General features: G+C 63.9%; 15 protein-coding genes. 6 read left to right on the top strand and 9 right to left on the bottom strand.

The genetic code is table 11. From position 1 onward, the window contains the following. Positions 1-1,146: 1,146 nt before the first annotated feature. Positions 1,147-1,797: an NAD(P)-dependent oxidoreductase gene (locus tag BM197_RS12350; protein WP_090711953.1), complete on the bottom strand. Its 651-nt coding sequence runs from the start codon at positions 1,795-1,797 to the stop codon at positions 1,147-1,149. A 464-nt stretch (positions 1,798-2,261) separates the two neighbouring features. Here BM197_RS12350 and BM197_RS16655 point away from each other — a divergent pair, with 464 nt between their 5' ends. Both BM197_RS16655 and BM197_RS16480 read left to right on the top strand, forming a co-directional pair. Beyond that, positions 2,262-3,080, top strand: a complete 819-nt coding sequence (locus BM197_RS16655) for an ETEC_3214 domain-containing protein (RefSeq protein ID WP_177216830.1) — start codon at positions 2,262-2,264, stop codon at positions 3,078-3,080. After that, entirely contained in the window at positions 2,995-3,330 is a 336-nt protein-coding gene (locus BM197_RS16480; RefSeq protein ID WP_245762535.1) for an Ltp family lipoprotein, read from the top strand. The genes BM197_RS16655 and BM197_RS16480 overlap by 86 nt, the downstream gene beginning before the upstream one ends. A 55-nt stretch (positions 3,331-3,385) precedes the next feature. On the opposite strand, the gene BM197_RS16750 is transcribed toward BM197_RS16480, so the two are convergent. From BM197_RS16750 to BM197_RS12320, 6 genes are all read right to left on the bottom strand, one after another. Further along, positions 3,386-3,508 (bottom strand): hypothetical protein, encoded by a 123-nt coding sequence (locus BM197_RS16750; protein WP_281247436.1) that lies wholly within the window; start codon positions 3,506-3,508, stop codon positions 3,386-3,388. A gap of 37 nt (positions 3,509-3,545) precedes the next feature. Beyond that, complete coding sequence (locus tag BM197_RS12340) at positions 3,546-4,853, bottom strand: FUSC family protein (protein WP_090711949.1); 1,308 nt, start codon at positions 4,851-4,853, stop codon at positions 3,546-3,548. Positions 4,854-5,233: 380 nt separating this feature from the next. Further along, positions 5,234-6,004, bottom strand: a complete 771-nt coding sequence (locus BM197_RS12335) for a type 1 glutamine amidotransferase (protein WP_090711947.1) — start codon at positions 6,002-6,004, stop codon at positions 5,234-5,236. A 2-nt stretch (positions 6,005-6,006) separates the two neighbouring features. Beyond that, positions 6,007-6,750: an amino acid ABC transporter ATP-binding protein gene (locus tag BM197_RS12330; RefSeq protein WP_090711945.1), complete on the bottom strand. Its 744-nt coding sequence runs from the start codon at positions 6,748-6,750 to the stop codon at positions 6,007-6,009. 2 nt (positions 6,751-6,752) lie between these two features. Further along, complete coding sequence (locus BM197_RS12325; protein WP_218151866.1) at positions 6,753-7,874, bottom strand: amino acid ABC transporter permease; 1,122 nt, start codon at positions 7,872-7,874, stop codon at positions 6,753-6,755. Next, positions 7,859-8,743: an ABC transporter substrate-binding protein gene (locus BM197_RS12320; RefSeq protein WP_090711943.1), complete on the bottom strand. Its 885-nt coding sequence runs from the start codon at positions 8,741-8,743 to the stop codon at positions 7,859-7,861. Before BM197_RS12320 ends, BM197_RS12325 begins: the two co-directional genes overlap by 16 nt. A 106-nt stretch (positions 8,744-8,849) precedes the next feature. Here BM197_RS12320 and BM197_RS16135 point away from each other — a divergent pair, with 106 nt between their 5' ends. Then, positions 8,850-9,863, top strand: a complete 1,014-nt coding sequence (locus tag BM197_RS16135; protein WP_177216828.1) for a LacI family DNA-binding transcriptional regulator — start codon at positions 8,850-8,852, stop codon at positions 9,861-9,863. A 548-nt stretch (positions 9,864-10,411) separates the two neighbouring features. Here BM197_RS16135 and BM197_RS12310 read toward each other — a convergent pair. After that, positions 10,412-10,738: an ArsR/SmtB family transcription factor gene (locus tag BM197_RS12310; protein ID WP_090711939.1), complete on the bottom strand. Its 327-nt coding sequence runs from the start codon at positions 10,736-10,738 to the stop codon at positions 10,412-10,414. 523 nt (positions 10,739-11,261) lie between these two features. Beyond that, positions 11,262-12,101, bottom strand: a complete 840-nt coding sequence (locus tag BM197_RS12300; RefSeq protein ID WP_090711937.1) for a LysR family transcriptional regulator — start codon at positions 12,099-12,101, stop codon at positions 11,262-11,264. Between the two features lie 156 nt (positions 12,102-12,257). Between BM197_RS12300 and BM197_RS12295 the strand changes: the two genes are divergently transcribed. From BM197_RS12295 to BM197_RS12285, 3 genes are all read left to right on the top strand, one after another. Further along, entirely contained in the window at positions 12,258-13,289 is a 1,032-nt protein-coding gene (locus BM197_RS12295; RefSeq protein WP_245762525.1) for a glycoside hydrolase family 26 protein, read from the top strand. 614 nt (positions 13,290-13,903) lie between these two features. Further along, positions 13,904-14,839 carry a hypothetical protein gene (locus BM197_RS12290; RefSeq protein WP_143095073.1) on the top strand — a complete coding sequence of 312 codons (936 nt, stop codon included), beginning with the start codon at positions 13,904-13,906 and terminating at the stop codon, positions 14,837-14,839. A gap of 693 nt (positions 14,840-15,532) precedes the next feature. Beyond that, on the top strand, positions 15,533-16,018 hold the full coding sequence (locus BM197_RS12285) for an NUDIX hydrolase (RefSeq protein ID WP_090711931.1): 486 nt from the start codon (positions 15,533-15,535) through the stop codon (positions 16,016-16,018). Positions 16,019-16,732: the final 714 nt, after the last annotated feature.

Below are 16,732 nucleotides of genomic sequence, written 5' to 3'. Positions count from 1 at the left end.
CGCACAACCCACGATGGCGGTAACTTCGTCTAACGCTCGTCGGAACGACGCATTCGGCGCCACGAAGTCCGGCCTTCGCCAAGCGATTTCACTCGTTACGAGTGCCTGCAAGCGTTCCCGTAGAGGGTTCCCGATGAGAGTCCGGCCCGTGCGCATGGGCAGGCGAAGATAGGCAGTGTCCTTCGGCGTCAGATCGTCTCCGGTCCCGGTCGCGCTCTTCCCAGCTAGCTGGCGTTCGCCTCGACGGACCTTGCCCCTTCTTTGGTTCGGCCGATCAAGAAGCCCCCGGCTATCGCCATCGCACCGCAAGCAAGGAAACCACCGGTCTGTGTCCAGTCCGGCAACGCCGTTACAACGCCCGGTCCGTCCGAGCGTTTCCAGTCGCAGGCGCGCCCGAATGGCCACAAGGAGAGGTAAGCCCGTTCCGGCCCACCGTCTATGGATAAGGTTTGCGGCGACGAGGAAGGGAATGGTCCTCCGACGATGCATCCATGTTCAAAACCTCCGTGGCTAGCGGCGGCACCGCCGACTCCTAACGTCCACATCATTCCAAGGACGCCCACGACAACTAGGAGCATACGGAGACGTTGCAAATCCCTCGACCGCTCGTCAGCCGTTGCCTCCTCGTCATTCATGCCTTGAACATACCGGACGCGTGCCGCTGAGCGGTCCCATTAAGGGTTGAGTAGCGAGTCGCCGCAAGCCCCTCCGAGCCCGGATGCAAAGGAGCAAACCACTCGCGGAACACTCAATCGCAGTACCCCCAGTGTCAGGGCAAAGTTCCGGATTGCATCCGTTCCGCCTGTTAGCTTGAAACGCCAGTCGACTTTCGGGGGGAAACCATGCCAGCATTCCGCACTCCACTTCGAGTAAGCCGAGATCTTGCTTCAGACAATCGCTGGAAATCTGACGGTGGCTCCCAGAACCAATATGGGAATGAGGCTACTCGACGGCAGAGTCAAGAATACGTCCCCGCGCGACGGGCGACGCGGCTTCCGCTCGCAGCTACGCGCTACTAATAGGTCGACCGCCTCATGTGCCCTGCCCTTCCCGCTCGAATGTCCCGACAGGGGTTCCCTTGGAGTCACTATTCGGGGCGTTGACAGCCGCTGGCGCCTGGACGTGTTGGAGCTTTTACGGGACCGCCTAGTGGATGGCTGTAAACCGCGCTCGATGGTGGGTGGGTGTTTCGATCTCGTCGACCACGGCGATCGCAAGGTCGGCCGCTGAGATGGTCGAGTTGCCGTCGGAATCCTTCAAGAGCACGTCACCTCCGAGCACATAGCTGCCCTTGTCAGGGGTGTCGAGCCATGAGCCGAACTCGGCGGGCGGGCTCACGTAGAACCAGTCGAGCGACTCGGGCGACGCCTGAAGTGCCGCGTAGACGGTGATGCCGGTTTCGACCTCGGGCTTCACCTCGGCGGGGAGGTGGTCTTTGGAGACTTCCCAAAGCGTCGGACCGCCTTCTTCCGTGTGCAGCGACGACGCGCCCCCGGTGTAGCCGAGGCGGGTGGGCGTTCCAGCGAGGCGGGAGATAAGCACGTCCACCACCCCTTCGAGCTTGCCGGCCATCTCGCCGCGCGGGGCAAGTGCCGAGTAGATGACATCACGGCCGGGTAGAACGGCGTCGAGGATGTCAGCGTCCAAGGCCGAGCCGATCACGTAGTCGACGCCCTCGATGCGCGTCGCCGGCTCTGAACGGCTGACCGAGGTGACCTGGTGCCCACGCGCAGCCGCTTCCGCAACGACCGCTGCTCCGGCGTATCCGGTGCCTCCGAGGACGGTGATTCGTGCCATGATCGCCTCTCTACTTCCTGCTGGTAACTCAGTTACCGTAATTCATGTTCTTGGAGCACGGAAGTACGCACTTTCGGGTAACGAGGGCATTCACGGTGACCGTCCCTTGAACAGGTCAAGGGACAACGACGAACGTCAGCACGGATGAGCCACCGTGATCAGCGCTGCGTCATGTCTTCAGTCCAACCTCCAAGATCAGGGCCTACGCTCGGACGCTACGCCGAACCTCCACGCGAGGGATTGTGCGCCACTTGCCTTCCGTGATGGGATGCGGTGAGGCGAGAATCAGGACACGCCCTCGATGGCTGGCCGCCGGGCGCCGCTCGGAGGATCCTCTCGTTAATCGGAGTCATCGATCGCGTTCACCGGGGGCCAATGTGTCAGACGATTCGAACGACTACGACAAAATCCCCAGCTACGAGCGACCGTGGTTGTGGCGGTCCGCGTGGCCCACTTGGTTCGTCATGCGACGGATCACCAAATCGGTACTCGCCATCGCAGGACTCATCTCGGCCATCCTGGTCATCTTCGCTGCCGGAACCTATCTGAGAGCAACGTGGACCAACTACGAGGACTACGAGATGCTCGAACCGTTGGCTGCCGGGTTGAGCGGCGACCGACTGACGCAAATCCTCGGAGAGCCATCGACGACCCACGAGGGCAGCGTCCAACGTGGTGCTGACCTGACCGAGATCGTCAGCTATCGCCTCTATATCCAAGAAAAGTTTGTCGTATCTGCCCTTGTCGATGACTCGGAAGAAGTCGTGATGTTGAGTGTCCTCAGCTGCGACGGTGGATTCCATCCGTCGTTCACGACGCCCGGATTCACGACCGCCTCGCTCAACTCCGACTCGTTGTCCAGCATCAATAACACCCAGCCCGATGCCGTGACCATCAGTTATCCGGGTGAAGGCTCAGGTGGTGGCCCGGTGATCTACGCCGAAATCATCGGCCCACAGGCAGACCACAGCACGCGTTTCCACGCCTACGCCTGGGGCGTAAATGGTGTTTGCGACCCAGCCAATCGGCTGACGGACTCGTCAGGATCGTTCCTTCAGCCGTACACGGGAAGCGTTACCGATGCACCAAATCAGATGGCCGACTTCCGAAGCTCCACGGCACCGAACTTCTATGCGGAGACCAGTAGTGGATACCCGCTCATCGATTCCAACGTCTTCTCGATCAGCCCCAGCCGTGATGATCTGCCGGCTTGGTTTCTCGAAGAGCAAGGCGTCGGTGAGTGCGAACCGGAGACTCCGGGTTGCTTGGACGGCTCGGGCTAGCGTTCAGCTGACAGGGATCCATAACCAACTGGGCAGCCAGTACGGCTCGGGCTACCCATTGGACGTGGCGACGTGGGCGGTGGACTACCTTGCCCCCGATTGGAACGCCGAGGCTGCGGAGCAAGCGAAGTCCTACTTGGAATACAGCTCGTTCAGCCGCGACGGACTTTATGAGCAGCTGACTAGCCAGTACGGGTCGCAGTTCACCCCGGAGCAGGCAAATGCCGGTCTCGCAGCGGTTGGGTATTGACCACCGCTGACCTGTGGGGTTAGAAGTCGAGGAAACATTACAGAAGCTCGCAGCCTCACTCCTCGGTGAGATCGATGTTCTGGCCGTTGTCTTCGACCCTGCCGAAGTCTCGCCGATGCGGTACCAGAACCTGTCGGATAGTCGTGTGAGTGGCTCCGTCGAGGATTCTCACTGTCATGCGGCGAAGTTCATGGGACTGGCGCCCCGTCTGACGACTACCTGTTCGGGCCGAGTCCCTTTGGCTTTCTGTGATCCGGACGGCTGGCGCGAGGCAGGCGAATCATCGGAAGCAACCGACGCGCGACCCAAGGCTCCGTTCTGCGACCCGTACGCGCGACGTCGACGTCGACGTCGAGTTGTGCCACAACCTGCTCGAGCGCGGCAAGCACCGAGCTGTGCAGGATCCATAGCTCGGCCTGCCCGCGCGGGTCCACGTCGATGAGGGCGAGTTCCGTTATCACGGCTCGCGCCTCGCGCACGGCCTCCAGCGTCCGCTCGAACGCCTCCTCTGAACGGTCCGCTTTTGCGTCCTCGTACTCTGCTTGAACCAGGTCACCGAATGCGCGCAGACTGTTGGCAACGTCATCGAGTGCTACTGCGAAGGCGCGCCGCAGTTCGGCTTCCAACGGACCGGATGAGCTGCCGGAGTGGACGGGAGCCTGTCGTCCGATCGCGGCGATGAGGATCCGCTCCGCGGCGAGCGACCGGTCTAGCCTCCCGACGGCTGACGCGAGGCCAGGGTGGACTGTAGCGGTGGCGAGTGCCCGCGGATTGAGACGCCGGCTCTCCCTGGCCGCTTCCACCGCGGCTGCTGCGGCACGCAACTCTGCGGCGATGTCACCGATCCACTCGGTCCAGGCGGTCACCTCCTCGGGATGCGGAGCACGATCCCCGAGAGTCGAGGCGACCTCATTCAACAGCGCAGCTTGGGATCGGATGACGCGGCGTACTGCCTGACTGGCCCGCGCGTTCGGAATGGCGATCGGTGCAATCAGGCTGAAGGCGACCCCGACGGCCGTGCCGATCAGTGTGTTCGCCACCCGCACTTCAGCGGCAACTCCGGGTGCTGACACCGCAAGGATGAGCATCCCGCTGATCGGCGCCTCCAGCGTTTGGTCGCCGAGGCGCAGAAGATAGGCGATCGTGAGGGACGCGGCCATTACCAAAGCGAGGCTCCACCACGTGAGCCCTAGGAACGTAGTGACGGCCACCGCGACAAGCACGCCGGTCAAAACCGCCCCGACCCGCACCAATCCCATGAGCAGCGTGCCCACCGTGGAAACTTGTACAACGAGGAGCGCCGTAAGGGGGGCCGTGAGGTCGAGAATGCCCGGAAACAAGGCGTCCGCGATGACGTACGCGACCACCGCTGCAATGGTGAGTCGGGCAATCTGGGTGACGGCGGGCAGCAGCCGTTCCGGCACCTGCGACCATGATGCGGGCAGTTCGGGCCACAGCCACCACAAGAGCTGACGGGGGTTCCAGCGTGGACGGGCGCCACGCCAACGGATTCGTGCAGCCATCCCTGATCCTTCTGTTTCGCCGGAAGCGCCACGGTACCGCACCCGGCAGGATTCCTCGCCGAAATATTCCCGCCGTCCGAGCGAGCACCAGCGCTACATCCGCTGGCAGCGGGGTAGAGCCGAGCAGGGAAGGCCAGGCTCGCGCACCGGACTGCCACCGATCGACCATATGAGGCGTTATCCGCGGACTCCCGGTCAGATCCAAATCAGTCGAGGTTTCAGCGTCCACGGCCAGTCGTCGGAAGCGATCCGTCGCCATCCGTCGGTCACGGGTTCAAGTCCCGTCCGCCCTACTTCAAATTGCGCCGCTCACGCGGCATCCCTGAATCGGCTGGACCGGTCCACCCTCGTTTTATAGCAACGGCTCGCTCCCGATGGCGTCACGAGCGGCGCGCGTGCGAGTTCAGTACTTCGGATGCTGGCTCCGCCAATTGGTCAGCCGCGCTGACGACCAGCGACATCCAGCGGTCAGCCACAGTCGACCACGTGTCACGCAGCGAAACCTCGTGCTCCTGCATCCGCGCAACCACCTCAGATCCGGTCAGCCCGACCGAGCGCAGATCCTCGCTGTCCTCGCCGGCCCACTCCTCGGCGGTCGCCGCCAATGCCTCCAGGTGGAACTGCAGTCCCCAGGCCGTGGCCCCGACCCGGAACGCCTGGTTCGGGCACCGGTCACTGGAGCACAGCGACACCACGCCCGGCGGAAGTTCGTGCACTTCCAGTGTGTGCCATTGCAAAGCCCTGAGCTGGCCGGTCAGGCCGCCCAGGAGCGGGTCGTCCTCGGCAGCCGCCGTGAGTGCCAGTTCGGTCAGTCCGACCTCGGCGCCGTTGCGCACCGGGCCGACCACACCGTTCGCGACGACGGCTAGGAGCTCGGCTCCGAGGCAGATTCCGAGGAACGGCACCTCGGTGTCCAGGCAGTGAGCGATCAGAGTTCGCACGCGTGGCAGCCACTCGGCGGTGACGTCATCCGTGGGGCCCGGCGTTCCGCCGAGGACCACGACGCCATTGTAGCCGTCTGCGGTCAACGGGATGTCTCGCCCCGCCTCAGGCCCCACCACGTCCAGCGCTGCCCCGGCGGCACGGATGCGTTCGCCGACCAGGCCGACGCCGGCATTCGACTCGTGCTCCACGACCAATACTGTGGTCACTCTCACAGCCTTCCCGCTTCAATAATCTTCTTCAGGAACGCCTGGGTGCGTTCATGCTGTGGCGCACCGAAGATGTCCGCGGGCGGTCCCTGCTCGAGCACGGTGCCTTCGTGGATGTATGCGACCGTGTCCGCCACCTCGCGCGCGAACGACATCTCATGCGTTGCCATCAGGATGGTCAGGCCGTCCGCGGCGAGGTCCCGCACGATGTTGAGCACCTCGGCGACCAGTTCAGGGTCGAGGGCTGACGTGATCTCATCGAGCAGCAGCACCTCCGGGTTCATGGCGAGCGCCCGGACGATGGCGACGCGCTGCTGCTGCCCGCCCGACAACTGGTCAGGGTAGGCATCCGCTTTCTCGGCGAGTCCGACCCGGGTGAGCAGCGCGATCGCCTGCTTCTCGGCATCCGCCCGCGGCACCCCCAGCACCCGGATGGGCGACAGGGTGACGTTCTGCAGCACGGTCATGTGGGGAAAAAGGTTGAAGCTCTGGAACACGATGCCCACTTTGCGGCGGAGCGAGTTGACGTCGATGCCCTCCCCGGAGACCACGTCGCCATCCAGCCTGATGTCTCCGCCCTGGATGTCTTCCAGTGCGTTGACGCAGCGAAGTAGCGTCGACTTTCCGCAGCCGGATGCGCCGATCAGGCACACCACCTGGTGCTTGGCCACATGCAGGGTGATGCCGCGCAGCACCGGGTTGGTGGCGTAGGACTTTTCGACATCGTTCAGTTCGAGAAAAGCCATGACTATCCCTTGCTCAATTGGCGGCGTGCGTCGCGCTCGAGGAGCCGGTCGACGAAGCGGGTCTGCGGGATTGTGATGATGATGAACAGGATCGCGACCACCGTCACCGATGACAGGTTGAAGTAGTTGCTGGAGTACATCTTCGCCTGTGTGAACGCGTCGACCGTTCCAATGATGGTGACCAAAGCAGTGTCCTTCTGCAGCCCGATGAAATCGTTCAGCAGCGGCGGGGTCACCTTGCGAACCGCCTGAGGCACGATCACGTGCCGCATAGTTTTACCGTAGGAGAGTCCGAGTGAACGGGCGGCGGAAACCTGTGACCAGTGGATGCCTTCGATGCCGGCCCGGTACACCTCGGCCACGTAGGCGCCATAGGTGAGGGTGAGGGCGAGGACGGCGGACCACATCGGCCCCATCTCGCTGAGGATCGGCACACCAGCCAGCGGAAGGCCGAAGCCGACCAGGTAGATCACGATGATCGACGGGATGGCGCGGAAGACGTCGACGTACGCGGTGGCCAGCCACCTCAGCGGCCGCCCCGCCTTCGATGGCGCCAGCCGGGCCAGCGCGATGACGAGCGCCCAGACGAGCACGAACGCCTCGGCGAGCAGGGCGATCTTGATGTTCTCCCCAAACGCCACGGTCACGTCGCCCACGCTTTGCGCCATGAACTGCGCGTCGAAGAACGTTGTCTGCACGGCATGGTCGTTTGCAAGGAGGAACATCGTAAACGTGGCGATGAACATGAGCGGGAGGCAGGAGCCGAGCGCGGTCCAGCCCGACTGGGCGGCGCGAGCACGGAACTTCCGGGCTGAGACGAGGTCGCCTGCCTCGGCGGCTGTCGTGCTGGCGACCTGTTGCCGGAACCCACTGATCAGAGGCCGCGCCGTGAGAAGGGCCAGGACCACCACGACCAGGGTGGCGGCGCCGAGGGCGGTCTTCCACACACCTGTCTCGGCGACGGTGATGGTCAGGTAGGCGGCGAACCCGGTCATCCCGACGGTGAGGAGGCACAGCAGCACTCCTGCCAGCAGCAGCGTGCGTGCCGTGCCCACCGGGGAGGGTTGCGCGACCCCGAGGGGTCGCGCAACCGGGGGAGTTTTCAGCGTCACTTGACGTCCCATACCGGGATGCTTGCCGGGTCGACGCCGTAGGCATCCACGAGGTACTCCGCGCTGAGCTTGTCCAGGGTGCGATCGGCCTTCAGGTCGGCGAGGATCTTGTTGATCGTGTCGAGGTTGGGGGAGCCCTTCTCCATCATGATCCCGTACGCCTCATCGGTGAGGACCTGGCCCACCACCTCGAGCTTGCCGCCCGACTGCGTCGCAGCGCCCAGCACGATGCTGAGATCCTGGATGCCCGCGTCGACGTTCCCGGCGAGTACGGCTGCCTGCATCTCCGGGTCTCCGGGGAAGACGGATGCCGCCTTCTCCGGCTTGATGACGTCGGCGACCAGCAGCTGCCCGACGGTGCCCTGCTTCACGCCGAGGTGACTGCTCGAGAGGGTCGACTCGGTGACATCCGCCCCCTTCTTGACCAGCACGCCCGCCGTCGACTGGAAGTACGGGTCGGAGAAGTCCATGACTTGGCGGCGTTCGTCGGTGATGGTGATCTGGTTGAGTGACAGGTCCATGTCGCCGGCCTTGCCTGCGACGAGGCCGTCGAATGACGCCATCTGCAGCTTGACGTTGTCGATGCCGGCGCGGTGCGCGATGTTCACGAGCAGGCAGAAGTCGAAGCCGCTGCGGATGTCTTCGACCGTGTCGCCGTTGTACCAGCCGGGGCTCGGCAGGTCTGCCTTCACCAGTAGGGTGCCTTCGGTCTTGGTCTCCAGGGTGTACTCGCCCCTGGCGCCGGTGAGTTCGCAGTCACCGTATGAGGCGGGGTTTCCGCTCTCCAGGACTTCTCCTTCCGCTGATGCGCTGCATCCGCTGAATAATAGAAGCGCTGCGATCGCTGCAGCGGGGACGAGCAGTCGTGGGGTGTGCGTCATTGCATTCCTCTCCTCATACCTAAATCGTTTTAGGCGGCAGCCGATAGTATTCAGTAATCGCACCCTCCGTCAAGATGGGTGGTCGACGGCAGGAGCAGGCGGAGCGGTGAGCACGGTTTCGAACAAGAAGATCGGCATTCAGGATGTCGCGAAGGCCGCTGGCGTCTCCACGGCGACGGTTTCGCAGGTCTACAACAACAAGGGTGAAGTCGCCGCTGCCACCAGGGAGCGGGTGCTCGAGGTGGGGTCGAAACTTGGCTACCGGCCGAACGCGATCGGTCAGGCACTGCGCTCCGGCAGGTCGCGGGTGATCGGTATCGTCGTCAGCTACCGCGACTCGGCGGTCTGGGAACAGACCTACATGCCCTATTACCGCAGCATCATTGCCGGCGCCGCCATCGAGGCAGTGGAACACGGATATTCGATCTCGGCCGCGCCCAGTAGCGTCGACGGTCGAATCGAAACCTATCTGCCCCTAGACGGAGTGATCGTTGTCGACCCTCTTCCCGGGGACCCGATCGTGGAGCAGAGCCTGGAGAACGGCCGCGCCGTGGTCACCGATGGCGGCTACCAGCCGAAGCCGGGCGCCCAGCTGGCCAGCGTGCACTCCGATATGGCGCAGGCGATACCCGACATGCTCGACCACCTGGCCCGTCAGTCCCGCGAGGCGACACTACGCCCTGCGCTGTTCGTCGGCCCGCGGCTGGATGAGTACACCGTCTCGACGATCGGGGCCTACGAGCGCTGGTGCGCCCGCCGCGGGGTGGCGTCGCGGGTCGTATCGCTTGCTCCGGGCCAGGCGCCGATGGACGCCGCCCGTGAAATCCTCTCCGCCACTCTGAACGAAGTGAACGCGGTGCACTGCCTCAACGAGACCTATTGCAGCGCCATCACCAACGCGGCTGCCGAGTTAGGACTCAGCATCCCGGGTGACGTGCAGGTGTCGGTTACCGGGAACTCGAAAGCCGTCGGGGCCGACTCGCGCGTTGCCTACCTCGATGTCGATCCGGTGGAGACTGGAGCGATCTGCGCCCGCACACTGATCGCCATGCTTGAAGGGGACCCGGCCGAGAGCGTGGCACAGGAGGTCGCGCTCGTGCCTGCCCGCGTGCGCGACTGATCCAGCAGCGTCAGCCCCGCTAGCTGCTTCAACTGCAGCACCAGCCACGGGCTGAACACGGATGGCGTAACCGGGAGGGACACGCGCCGCGCGCGGGGGTCGACCCAGCGCCAATCGGTGACTTCCGCCGGGATGGCGACGAGCAGCATCCGTCGTCCCGCTGCGGAGATCGGGCAGAGTTCGTCTTCAACGACTCCGGATGGCTCGCTCAGTGTTGTGCCCTGCGGTCCCGTAGAAGTTTAGGTCTGCGGGCTTTGCTCTATTCATCGGCCCCGTTGGTCTCAGAGCAAAGCAGGCACGCTCTCGTACGAGACTCTGATGCTGCCCTCCAGGAGCGGCATCATCGTCGCGACTTACCTGCAGAACCAGGATCACCCTCGGCGGACGCTCTTGACTTGGCGCGCAGCTGGGCCGCCCAACCACGCGATGCCATGACAACTAACTGAATGCGCCCGTTTCGCAGCCAGACGAAACTGGTGCAAACGTGCCTACCCTGTGCGGGTTACCGCGGAGGGGTCGACGCAGGGGCGGTTATCGGCGCTGAATAGTTATCGGTGCATCGCCGAGGCTGCGATCACGGAGGGCAGGAAGCCGGGGTAAGCCTGCTCCATGTCGTCAAAGCGGAGGAGGTTCATTCTTGATGAGCCGACATAGTACTGATGCAGGACGCCAGCCTGTCGCAGCGCCGTGAAGTGATGGGTTGCCGTTGGCGCTTTCACCGGCAATTCGAAAGCTCCGCAATTAAGCGCCGTGTGGGCGTCGGCCAGTTGCCTCAGGATGCTGAGGCGCACCGGATCTGCGACAGCGGCAAGAACCCGAGCGAAGTCGAAGTCGGCGATGTCGGGTTCATCCGTCAACTCGTTGGCGCGTGCCATCTCATCTCCTCGTTTCCCCAATTCTACGCCGAGGTCGTAGACGTGTGAGTGTTCGGCGTCATCGAGTTTGAGTGCACAGCTGATGCCGTCGATGTGGTCTGGATGCCTTTGTCGAGGATGACGGTCGCGTCGGTGGTTCCTCGCTGGTGGCGCTGCCCGTTTACCACGATCCGAGAGATGCTCTGGATCTCGGAAGACGATCCTCAGGGGTTGCGTATTCAGTCACGCGGTCGCCGTGTGGCGTCCGCCGCAACTTCCGGCGCGGAAGCGTTCTGTGTGCTGGACAAGTTCGACAGCAGTTGCAGGCCGTCGTGTGAGGACGAGCCGGGGTCAGCGGAGAACACCAGCATCTGGAGTCCGCGATCGGACGAGAGATCCATGCCCTGGAAAGTGAGGTCGAGGTCGCCGACGATGGGCGGTCGTATGGAGAGCGGCCAGCTTCCGCGCGGATCTGGACAACCCTGTGGTGACGTCCGACGGTCGGGCCGAGGGCCGCGCAGGCGTTCGCGCCGCGGCGCGCGGGTCAGGCCGCGAGAGGACGAATCGGAAGGTGGGGGCAAGCCGTGTCGGCGAGGATGCTGGCGAGATTGAGAATGCCCGGGTCGTTGAAGTCAGGGGTGCGGGCGGCGAGGTGGATGCTCCGCCGAACCGGCACGGTGAGCTCGAGGAGTTCGACACCGGCCGGTAGGTGCGCGACGGTGAGCGCGGGCACCAGCGCGACGCCGACTCCTGCCGCGACGAGTTCGAGTTGCACAGCGAAATCCATCGATTCCGCCACGATGCGAGGGCGGAACCCAGCGAGGCCGCAGGCGCGTTCCATCATTGTGAAGCAGGTTAGGTCGGCGGTCGGGGCGATCCACGACGTGGTCGCGAAATCGGTCAGTTCAATCGTCCTCGTCGAACCGTCGCCGAGACCGGCGGCCGGCGCCGCGAGCCAAACCGGTTCGCTTCCTAGCGGTCGCGAGCTGAGGCCACCGGCGAGGTCGCGCGGCACGTTCGAGTAGGAGTGGATGACAGCCAGGTCGGTGTTACCCGAGGCGAGCGCCTCGACGGCTGCATCCGGCTCAGCCGTAATGACCCGTAGGTCGAGTGCGGGCCCGTCGCCGCTACGAATTCGCCGACAGGTTTCGGCGACGAAGGTGCGCGCGGCGGAGGGGAACGCGTTGAGCGTGTACCGGCCTACGGTGCCGGCGCGGAGTGCTTCAAGTTCGAGTTCCGCGAGTGAGAGGCGGTCGAGGATGTCGTGACCGTGCACAGCGAGCGCCGCGCCCGCAGCCGTCAGTACGACTCCGCGCCCTTGACGTTGGGTGAGACGGATGCCGAGCTCCTTCTCGAGCGCTGTGACAGCATGGATCGTTACCATCCTCCATCGTTGTAGCGTCGAGGAATGCTTTTCACCCGGGCGCTTCGCGCCGTTCCCGTCGTCGCGCTTGCCTTCGCTTTAGGGGGATGCTCCGGTCCGACATCGCTTCCGCCGTGCGAGGCGCTGACATTGGACGAGCTCGCTCCCGGTCACGGTGTGCTGTTCGGCGTCAATCCGGATTGGGCGAATCAATCGCTGCTCGAGTTCGGACAGGCGATCGGCGAGGAGCCGGCCGTAGCTGTGTCGTTCGTTGATTTCCCGCTCCGGGAGATGGATGTGAAGAATCTGACGGCTGCGGTACACCAGGTTCAGCGTGCCGGCGGAACTCTGCTGCTTACCTTAGAGCCGAAGGGCGGGCTGGACACTGTGACCACGGAATCCGTCGATGACTTGGCCGATGTCCTCGCACCGGTGGAGGCGACCGGAACAACTGTGGTCGTTCGGTTCGGCCACGAAATGAACGGTTCCTGGTATGCCTGGGGCCAGCAACCGGAGGCGTACATTCATGCTTTCCGGACCGTGAGTAGTGGCCTCAGGGACTCCCTGGACGCGACATCCATGATGTGGGCACCCAACTACGCTGGTGGCTACCCTTTCGCTGGCGGCGCATTTGAGGCCAAGCGTGGCACGGCCCACTTCGCCGCCCTCGATACGAACGGTGACGGCACGGTCGGGATGACCGATGACCCTTACGCGCCGTACTATCCCGGTGACGACGCCGTTGACTGGGTCGGCATGTCGCTTTATCACTGGGGCTCCGCGCATCCGTGGGGTGAGAATGAGCTGCCTGAAGACGGCAAATTCGTCGCTCAACTGACCGGCCAATATCGAGGCCTCGCCGGGGACGACTCCGCTGTGCCCGACTTCTACGCCGAGTACGGAGAGAAACGCCAGAAGCTGGTCGCGATCCCCGAGACTGCGGCGCTCGTCGTAAACCGCGGTGACGCGGCGGGGGAGTTGGCGATCAAGCAGGCATGGTGGTGGCAGATCTTCGCGGCCGATATTCCGGAACGCTTCCCGAAGCTGAAGATGATTAACTGGTTCGAATGGCACAAGTTCGAGCCAGAAGTGCGCGGCGACGTCGACTGGACCATCACTTCTGACCGGACGGTTACCCGCGCATTTGCGGCGGACCTTCCGGAATGGGTCCGGTTCGCCGAGCAGCGCGCGTCGTGCACACCGGGTTAACTCACTGGAACATTCTCGCGCTGGATTGGAATGTCGTCGTCGTCGTCGTCGCGGCGGCTGCCACGCCTACGACCTCGAGCGCGTGAATGCCGCCGCGCTGTACCCTCGCGCCTGTCTGCGGCACCTGACGATCAATAAGGTTTGTGTGCTTGGAGAGTGGCCAAGAACACGGCCGTCTCGCAACGCGTGCTCCGGTGAGCGCGCCGACGACCATCCGCCTACAGCATCGCTGAGTTCGAGCCGCAGCGGACGAGCTCGGCAATTGTGAAGAGTGCGTCGCCTATTGCTGTTGCCGCCAGAAGTCGTTGGCTTTGAGGCCTCGAGTCGATGCGCGCATTTGCAGCGTGTTTGACGCCAGCCGGTACCGATTGACTACGTGGCAATGGGCTCGCTGTGTTGATCCCGTGCGTCAAGGATTCACACGAGGATCTCCTCCGTGGCGGCTTCGGATACATCCCGAACAACCGCCGGCCTTTCGCGCGCGCTCAAGAGGACGCCGAACTCAACAAATCGAGCCTCTGGGCCTCCTGTCCGGGCTCGGTGCACAGCCGATAGTGAACACGGGCACTTCCCCTCAACCACCCACCAACTATCCCCAGAAGGAGATGATGACCATGACTGACGAGATCAGTAACAAGAACACGACGTCGCCGAAGTATGGCAAGAAGCACCTTGCCTTCCTTATCGCGGCGGTGCTGATCCTCGCCGGAGGCCTCGTCTCCGTCGGCGCGGTCAGTGCGTACGCCAAAGAGACCGACCGCCAGTGCGTCGCGGTCCTGAAGGAGGACGCCAAGGCGACCAAGGCCGCGAAGGCGTCCTTCACGTCGGCATCCGACGCGCTCGAGGCCGTGGAAAGCACCACTCTCCCGGCTGAAGCCGAAAAGAGCCGCAAGTACGCCGACCGTCCTGGAGCCGAAGCCGTCGAGGCCGTGCCAGCTGTCGACGCAAGCGAAGGCGTCGCTGCCGTTGCTGCCGTCGAAGCGGTCCCTGCCCGCCCGAGCGGTGCTGAACTCATCGCCGGCGTGACCGACAGTGGTTCTGCCCTCGGCAAGGCCAACACGATCCTCACCGAGTGCACCTCGCGTGACGACGTCACGTCCATCACGGCCGCGACGGCGAAGGTCAAGACTGCTGCGAAGGCGCTCGACGCGAGCGTCACCGCGCTGACTGACGACTTCGCCGTGTTCCAGACCGAAGAAGCCGCCCGCATCGCTGCCGAGATCGAAGCCGCGCGCATCGCAGCTGAGAAGGAAGCCGCGCGCGTTGCCGCTGAGGCCGAGGCTGCTCGGAAAGCTGCCGAAGAAGCAGCTCGCCAGGCGGCTGCCCGCCAGAACTCCGGTGGCGGAAGCTCTGGATCCTCCCGTGGAGGCACCAAGAAGAGCAGCGGCGGCGGATACAGCAAACCGCCCAGCAGCGGTGGCGGTGGCAGTTACACCCCGCCCGCACCCCGGCCACGCGGCGGAGGCGGTGTTGTTCCTCCCGGAAGCAACAACGGTGTCTGCTGGACCAGCAATGGCCATGGTGGTGGGACGCAGGTGCCCTGCCCGTAACCTGTATGCCCCGCAACAACCCCCTCGTCCACCAACGGTGGATGGAGGTACGGGCCACGTTGCCAACGGGCGGCGCGCCTAGCCCGTGCTACAGGCTCCTGAGCCTGTGCCGGTAACACTAAATCCCCCGGGGAGCATCTGCTCCTCGGGGGATTCTTTCCCGCGTCTGCGGCTCTGAGACTGAACAAAAGGTTATCCATGGCTGATAGCAGCGCACCGATAGCTCGACCAACCGGGGCCGAGATCGACGAACGCATGGCTCGCATCGACGGCATCAACGGTGCCGCGGGTCATCACCTCGACGGGGAGAGCTGAATCAGGGGCCACGCCTCCAGAGATGGAAACACGCGAACTCAGACGGCGTTCTTCGTGCAACTCGCCCACCAGGCCAGACGGAAGCGGCGGCGGGCCGCGGGCAACTTTCTGGCCGCCGTGGGAATCATCTCCGGTGACGATCCGCGAAGCGTGCTAAAAACTCTCGACGGCGCTCATCCGGACCCGCTGTGAAGGAGAGCGCACTAGGCGCCATTAAACGGCGTGTGCCCTCTCGGACCCGCACCGCTGGTAGTCCCACCTCCGGGTAGCGTCGTGGTTTCATCGAACATGTCAATTGCCGTTCCGCCCGATACCAACGAAGTGGACCTCCTAACCGAAGGACTCGAGGCCCGAGAAGAGTGATTGGAGAAAGAGCCGATGGTGGCGCAGAGCGCGGGGATCCTGCTGTATCGGCTGACGGATGCGGGGGAGCCGCAGGTGTGGATCGCCCACATGGGAGGCCCGTTCTGGGCACGGAAGCAGGCGGCCGCCTGGTCGATTCCCAAGGGCGAGTACGAGTCGGGCGCAGACCCGTTTGTAGCGGCTCGGCGGGAGTTTGAGGAGGAAATCGGTGTGCCGGCACCTGACGCGCACTATGCGAGCCTGGGGGAGTTCCGGCAACGGTCGGGCAAAGTGGTGACGGTGTTCGCGGCGGAAACTGACTTCGCCGTTGATCGGCTGGTGAGTAACACATTCGAGCTGGAGTGGCCAAAGGGATCGGGTGTATTGCGGGACTTTCCTGAGGTGGACGACGCGCGGTGGGTCGGGCTGGCGGAAGCCCGGGTGAAGCTGGTGCGCGGGCAGGTTGCCATGCTGGATGTTCTGACCGAGCGGCTGCGCGCCGAGGGGCGTCTGGGCAGTTGACGTCTGCGGCGCAAGACGCCTGTTGCTTGGTATGAGCTGAAAAGGGGTCGACTACTCCGCCCAACGGGAGGACGATTGACCTACTTCCAATCGTAAGGAGGCTGGTGATGTGCTACTCGTGGCATGAAGATGTCGAGAAGACTGTACAGACCGAAACTGCCCAGGAAGATCCCCGAAAGACTGTTCCTGAGGGGCGCCCGGAGAGCCGGGTCCCATCAGAGCAGTACAGATTCTGGACCTTCCCAGTCGGCCGGCGCACCCGCGCGACCGAGGAAGTGGCAGCCGACCGTACCCTCGAAAAGGTATAGCGTCAGCAGTAGGGAGGGCCCCGCCAATGGTGGGGCCTTTTCTGCGCTGTGGACGCGATTTCCGACCCGGTCGGGGTGCTGCACTGAGCGAGCGGCAAAGATCAGCCGATGTGCTGAATGGCGTGCTTGCTCTGACAATCGGGGTTGCTGCAGCTCCATCCGGGCGGTTCTCTCGGATCCTTACTCGCGGAGGGCACAAGCGAAAGCTGGCCGCAGTAACGGCAGATTCGAGCGTCGTTGCTCTTCATGTTGTTGAGCATACGCCTACACGGAACCCGCCGAACTGGTCGACTGATCATCGCTATGGGATGCCTGGCACGGTGACCGGAGGCGAGGCTGCGCAACGGGTTCGACGGCCCCTTTCATCCGCGACACCCGCGGTCTATGCTCCCCGTAGATAGGGGAG

This window comes from Mycetocola miduiensis (genome assembly GCF_900115155.1).
Taxonomy (GTDB): domain Bacteria; phylum Actinomycetota; class Actinomycetes; order Actinomycetales; family Microbacteriaceae; genus Mycetocola_A; species Mycetocola_A miduiensis.
This window is presented reverse-complemented; position numbering and strand designations above follow the sequence as displayed.